Raw genomic sequence first — 5,374 nt, forward strand, 5'->3', positions numbered from 1 at the left:
CACGTCTCAACATGGTAACTTTCATCGGTCGCATCCTCTCGTCGCATCAGTCAGGGAAATCAAAGCGAAGCCATCGGAACCTCAAGGTTTTTACTATGAGCGCAGTAGTCGTCCTGAGCCAGGATGTCGCCCTCGTGGTAGTACGCGGCGCGGGCGCGGCAGCCGCCGCAGCCTTGCGCGTAGTCGCAGGTAGCGCACGCGCCCGAATAGGCTTTGGTGCGCAGCGTCTCGAACACGGGACTGGTGCGCCATATCTCGTCGAACGGGGTCGTGCGCACGTCCCCCGCCTCTTCGGTCATGTAAGCGCACGGACGCACCAGGCCCTCCGAGCCGATAACGCAGTAGGTCAGTCCCGCCAAGCATCCGCGCTCGAAGCGCGTCTCGACGCCCAATTGCTGGGCAATGCGCGTGAACTGGGGCGCGCAGGTAGGCTTCACCTCGATGGACACCTCGGCGGACTTGCGCATGATGTCTTGGAGCAGCCGCTCGTTCTCCACCACCTGCAAGCCGGTCTCCTCGATATACTTGCCGCGGCCCACCGGGATGAGGAAAAAGAGGTAGTGGGCCTGCGCGCCGATGCGCTCGGCGAAGTCGGTGAGGGCGCAGACCTCGTCGCGGTTCCAATCCACGACGGTCGTGTGCAGTTGGAACGGCAATCCTGCCTGCTTGCAGGCCTCTATTCCCTGCATGGTCAGATCGAAGGCATGGGGAAGCCCGCGAAACTCGTCGTGTTTGTCCGCATCGAGGCTGTCCACGCTGATGCCCATGGCGCAGGCTCCGCTTGCCCGCAGGCGCTGGGCGACCTCGGGTGTGATAAGCGTGCCGTTCGACCCGAATACGGGGCGGAGCCCCCGGCTCGCCGCATGCGCCACAAGATCGTAGATGTCGGGGCGCATGAGCGGCTCCCCACCCGAGAAGATCATGATCTTGAAGCCCGCACGCGCTATCTCGTCGATCATCTTCATGCCCTCGGCTGTTGTCAGCTCCTTATCGCTGGCCTCCTCGGCATCCTGGTAACAGTGCGCGCACTTCAGATTGCATTGGTTGGTCGTCATCCACGACACGATCATGGGCCTATCCTTTCGTATCCGGCGCGCCGACAACCGACGCCGCCGTAGGGCGAACAAAACGGGAAAAGTGGATTGTGGGCTGACGCAGCACCGGGGAGGGGGGAGCGACGCTGCGTCAGCCCTGCAAGGAAGAACAGCCGGTTAGGTCACCGGATCGGGCTTGGCGCGGTACGCGGCCACGATAGCCTCAAGGTAGTCGAACACCGATTGTCGCAGCTCGTCAAACGAGCCGTCAGAACCATGCGGGGCGATGTTCTCCATGAGGATGAAGTTACGCGCAGACGCAGGCGCCTCTTGCCCTGCCTCAAGGGCGATATAGCGCTTCGCCAGGTCGCGGTTTCGGGGTCCGTCCGCCGGCTCGCGCGAAGGCATAAGGCGGATGGTGTCGGCGATAAGCTCGTGCCACCTCGACACCGACTCGCCACGGGCAACACGGTCCGCGGCCTCGCCCTCATCCACCGTATCGTCGCAGATGCAGGTAAGCCGCCAGAAGAACTGGCTCTCGCCCTGGCATCGCTCGACCGTGGCAGCCAGGCTTTCCCAATCAGCATCGCCCGCACCGGACAGATCGTGCACGGCTCGCAAGGTAGTCATGCGCTTGAACAGCTGCTGAAACCGATCCTCAATGGCATCCATCTGCCTGCTGGCAAGTTCCTGCAACGCGCAAGACTCGTCGAAAAGGCCTGCATCGGATTTGATCTGGGCTAAAGAAAGCCCCAGGTACTTCAAGGTCATAATGCGATACAGATCTTTCACGTTCGCGTCCGTATAGAGGCGCTGATTCTGCGGGCCCTTTGCCGAAGGCGACAGCAAACCCTGTTGATCGTAGTACTGGATCGTGCGCACCGTCACGCCCACGCGCCGTGCCAACTCGCCTACGGTCAAGTATCGTTGGTCGGTCATACCTATCTCCTTGCGCGGCCCTTGGCATCCCTCGACACGGGCGGCTCCTCGTCTGGACACCGGGTGGATTGCCCGGCGCACAGCGAGCATACGCGATGACGCTACGTCACCGTCAACGAAGATGTGCCCTCCTCCAGAAAGTCACGACAAACTCGCGGGTATTTCCCCCGGCGCATCGTCAGATACGCGGCAGCGCGGCTTGCCAGGCAGAAACGCGCACTTCGTCAGCCCGCACGGCAAGGCGCTTATGGCGCGCCGTCTGCCCACCCACCACAGACACGGCGCCCTTCGGCACGCCCAATGCCGCAGCTACCGTCTTGCAGACGGCCTTGTTCGCCTTGCCCCCGTCGGGAGGAGCCGTCACACGGACACACACCTCGCAGGCACCTGCCGCATCGGCGCGCACCCCCATAACCTCGTCACGCCCCGAGCGGGGCGTGACGTGAACAGCTATGATAGTCGGCTTGTCCAAAACAGGAAAACAAGCAACGCGCGACTAGTCGATTTCCTCGAACTCGAAATCGTCGTCGGCATCGCCGAAGCCGGAGAGGTCCTTCTCTACACGGGAGGGTGTCGGCGTTGCCGGAGCAACGGACACCGAGCTGGTTTGCGGCATGGTATAGGCGGCAGAGCCGTCCATGTTGATAGGCACCTGGGCCGGCGAAGTGATGACGCGACCCGTCGAGTTGGATGTCTCGGAGAAGCCGGTGCGGGCATGCGCACTCACGGGCAACGCCGCAACAGGCGCACTGCCGCCGATATCGGCCAGTTTGCGCGTAGCGTCGGTAATGAAGTCGGTGAGCAGGTCCTGGTACTCTTCGCGGGCATCTTCGCGGTCGTCCTCGAGCTTCTTGATGGCATCGAGCACTTTCTGCTTCTCAGCCTCGGCTTTGTCGACGATGCGCTTGGCCTCGTCCTCGGCATCTTTGATGGTGCTGGCAGATTGAGCATTCGCATTCAAGATGATCTCGTCGGCAGAGCGCTGGGCGATAATAAGCGCCTGGGCGATAGCATTGTCGTCGGCCTTCTTCGCCTCGAGCTGGCGCTCGAGATCGGCGATGCGGGCATCCTTGGCGATGAGCGCCTCTTCGTCGATCGTGCTTATCGGCGCATCCGCATCCTCGATGCGAGCCGGGGTGTCAAAGCCAGCAAACGAAGAGTCGTCGTACTGGCGCTCCATTTGGTCGAGCTGCGCGTTCAGCCCGTCGATCTCGTCGGCAACATGCTCAAGGAACACGTCCACTTCGTCAACGTCGTAGCCTTTGCGGTCGATAGAGAAGCTTTGGTTGTGGATCTCAGTCGAGGTGATAGCCATCTGTCATCCCTTCGTCTTGTTCGCGTGCGCATCCGATTATGCGCATTAAAACAAGTTCAACAGTAAACGTACTCCAAATTGTAATACAAGCAGGGCAATGATGGGGGTAACGTCCACCATACCTCCAAGTGGGGGGATCAGCTTCTTAAAAATATTGAGGTAAGGATCGCACACTTTCCCCAGCACACGATAGATATCGCCCAAAATGCCGCGCTCATGGGGGAACCACGACATCATGATGTAGACGAAGATAACCATACTATACACGTCGGCAATCGACGCGATAAAGAATTTGATATTCAGCACTGACCCAGCTCCTTAGACCGGCATACGGCAGCTGCCACACCAGCATCGAGAGAACGGGCGAAGCCCGCCTCCTCCATAGCCGCCAAAGCAGCCAGCGTCGACCCGCCCGGGCTACACACGGCAACGCGGGTGGTTTGGGCATCCTGCCCCGTCTCACGCATAAGCAGCGCCGTTCCGTACACCGTCTGCTGCGCAAGCGCTTCAGCCAAACCTGCCTCGAGCCCCTGGGCCGCGCCACCATCGCGCAGCGCTTCGATCAGGGCAGCAACGTAAGCAGGACCGGAACCGCTTACCGCACCGGTCGCGTCCATGTCGTCCTCGTCAATGACGTATGCGGCACCGAGGCAGGCGAACAGGTCGCGTACCAGTGCGACATCGGCCTCGTCGGCCTGCGCACCACCTGCAACCGTGGTGGCACCGGCACCCACCAGCAAGGGAGTGTTCGGCATCGTGCGCACGAGACGCGCACCGGCAGGCAAAGCCCCCTCCAAGCGCTCGGTGCAAAGCCCTGCGGCAATAGACACGAACAACGGGCCGTCCTTGCCGCCTACATAGGCGGGCACCTCGGCAATCTGCTCCAGTACACCCATCATCACCTGCGGCTTCACCGCAAGCACCACGACGTCGGCACCCTCGATCGCACGCGCATCGGCCACGCAGGCAACGCCGTAGCGACCCTGCAGGTAAACGCGGCGCTCCTCGCCGGGGTTGGCCACCGTGAAGTTGGCAGCTGCCAGACGGTCGGCCGGATGCTCGCTTGCAGCAATCCAACCACCCATGATGGCTTCGCCCATCTTTCCGCCGCCGATGAGGGCGATGCGGGTTCGGTCGGTAAGAGCCATCTACAGCACCCCTTGGTTGCGCAGGGCCTGACGCTCGGCATCGCTGAGCGCAGCACCCCGCGTGATGGCGAACACCTTGTCGGCAATGCACTCCACGCTGGCGTCAAGTGCGCTGGACACGCCGAACGAGAAATCCAAGATGCGCTTGGACAGCTGATCGGGCGTATTGCGCAAAGAAAGCACCGCCGCATCGCCCGCCTTGAGTATCTTGGCCACATGCTCCACCTCGCCGTAGCTGGCGGGCTTGAGCACCGACAGGGACCGGGAAGGGCTATGTGCCGCAGAGCCCGACCCGGCGTAAGCTTCATACGGATCGAAAGCGCTGGCCGCAGCTGCAGAAGCCGCTGCGACTCCCGACTTCGGCGCGGGCGTTGCCGTCGGCAGCGCGAAGTCGCCGAAGCCGGCGTCGGCCCTGCCGCCGCTGGATGGGGCACCGTCGGTCGCACTGGGTTCAAACAGCGAGTTCAGCCCTTCCGAACGCTCGCGGCGCGCAGCGGTATGGGCCGGCGAAGAAGGGGCCGGAGACATGGTGTCGATCACGGTACGCTCGCCGCGCAGCGATGACGAGGTGCCCGTTACGCGACGCGGCGGCAGAGGATCGCGCCGTAAGCTATCGGGTACCTGCGTGTTGGCGCGTACGTCGTCGATGGAAACGAGTTTTGGGAATTCGGACGAGGACGCACGGGGCCCCGAGGCTGCACCTCTGCGTGCCGGACGCGTGGTCACAGGCGCATAGGGGTCGTAGCGCGAGGCCGATGCACCGTCATCGTCGAATTCGGGTCCGTAGTCGCCGTAATCGTCGCCGTATTCCCCATAGTCGTCACGTTCTGCGCGTGCGTCGGCAAAGCCGAGCTTCGACTTGATGCCGTCGAGCATTCCGCCACGTTCCGATTTCATGATCTTGGGCAGCTCCATGTTCACCACCTGCTTCGTTTCTT

7 protein-coding genes are annotated in these 5,374 nt (G+C 62.2%); all 7 read right to left on the minus strand.

Going from position 1 to position 5,374, the window contains the following annotated elements:
* Nucleotides 1–59: 59 nt before the first annotated feature.
* A complete protein-coding gene (gene nirJ2 / locus RR842_RS11615; protein ID WP_332710898.1) occupies nucleotides 60–1,070 on the minus strand; it encodes a putative heme d1 biosynthesis radical SAM protein NirJ2 in 1,011 nt (336 codons plus the stop codon).
* Between the two features lie 141 nt (nucleotides 1,071–1,211).
* Nucleotides 1,212–1,973: a MerR family transcriptional regulator gene (locus RR842_RS11620; RefSeq protein WP_332512248.1), complete on the minus strand. Its 762-nt coding sequence runs from the start codon at nucleotides 1,971–1,973 to the stop codon at nucleotides 1,212–1,214.
* Nucleotides 1,974–2,151: 178 nt separating this feature from the next.
* The gene (locus RR842_RS11625; protein ID WP_332512250.1) at nucleotides 2,152–2,445 is read right to left on the minus strand and encodes a DUF167 domain-containing protein; all 294 of its coding nucleotides are present in this window, start codon (nucleotides 2,443–2,445) and stop codon (nucleotides 2,152–2,154) included.
* A gap of 24 nt (nucleotides 2,446–2,469) precedes the next feature.
* A complete protein-coding gene (locus RR842_RS11630; RefSeq protein ID WP_332729821.1) occupies nucleotides 2,470–3,288 on the minus strand; it encodes a DivIVA domain-containing protein in 819 nt (272 codons plus the stop codon).
* A gap of 45 nt (nucleotides 3,289–3,333) precedes the next feature.
* On the minus strand, nucleotides 3,334–3,594 hold the full coding sequence (locus tag RR842_RS11635; protein ID WP_332512252.1) for a YggT family protein: 261 nt from the start codon (nucleotides 3,592–3,594) through the stop codon (nucleotides 3,334–3,336).
* Nucleotides 3,588–4,436 carry a pyrroline-5-carboxylate reductase gene (proC, locus tag RR842_RS11640; RefSeq protein ID WP_332553489.1) on the minus strand — a complete coding sequence of 283 codons (849 nt, stop codon included), beginning with the start codon at nucleotides 4,434–4,436 and terminating at the stop codon, nucleotides 3,588–3,590. The genes RR842_RS11635 and proC overlap by 7 nt, the downstream gene beginning before the upstream one ends.
* A partial coding sequence (sepF, locus tag RR842_RS11645) for a cell division protein SepF (protein WP_332729822.1) occupies nucleotides 4,437–5,374 on the minus strand: 938 nt, incomplete at its 5' end.

This window comes from Gordonibacter sp., assembly GCF_036667095.1.
Taxonomy (GTDB): domain Bacteria; phylum Actinomycetota; class Coriobacteriia; order Coriobacteriales; family Eggerthellaceae; genus Gordonibacter.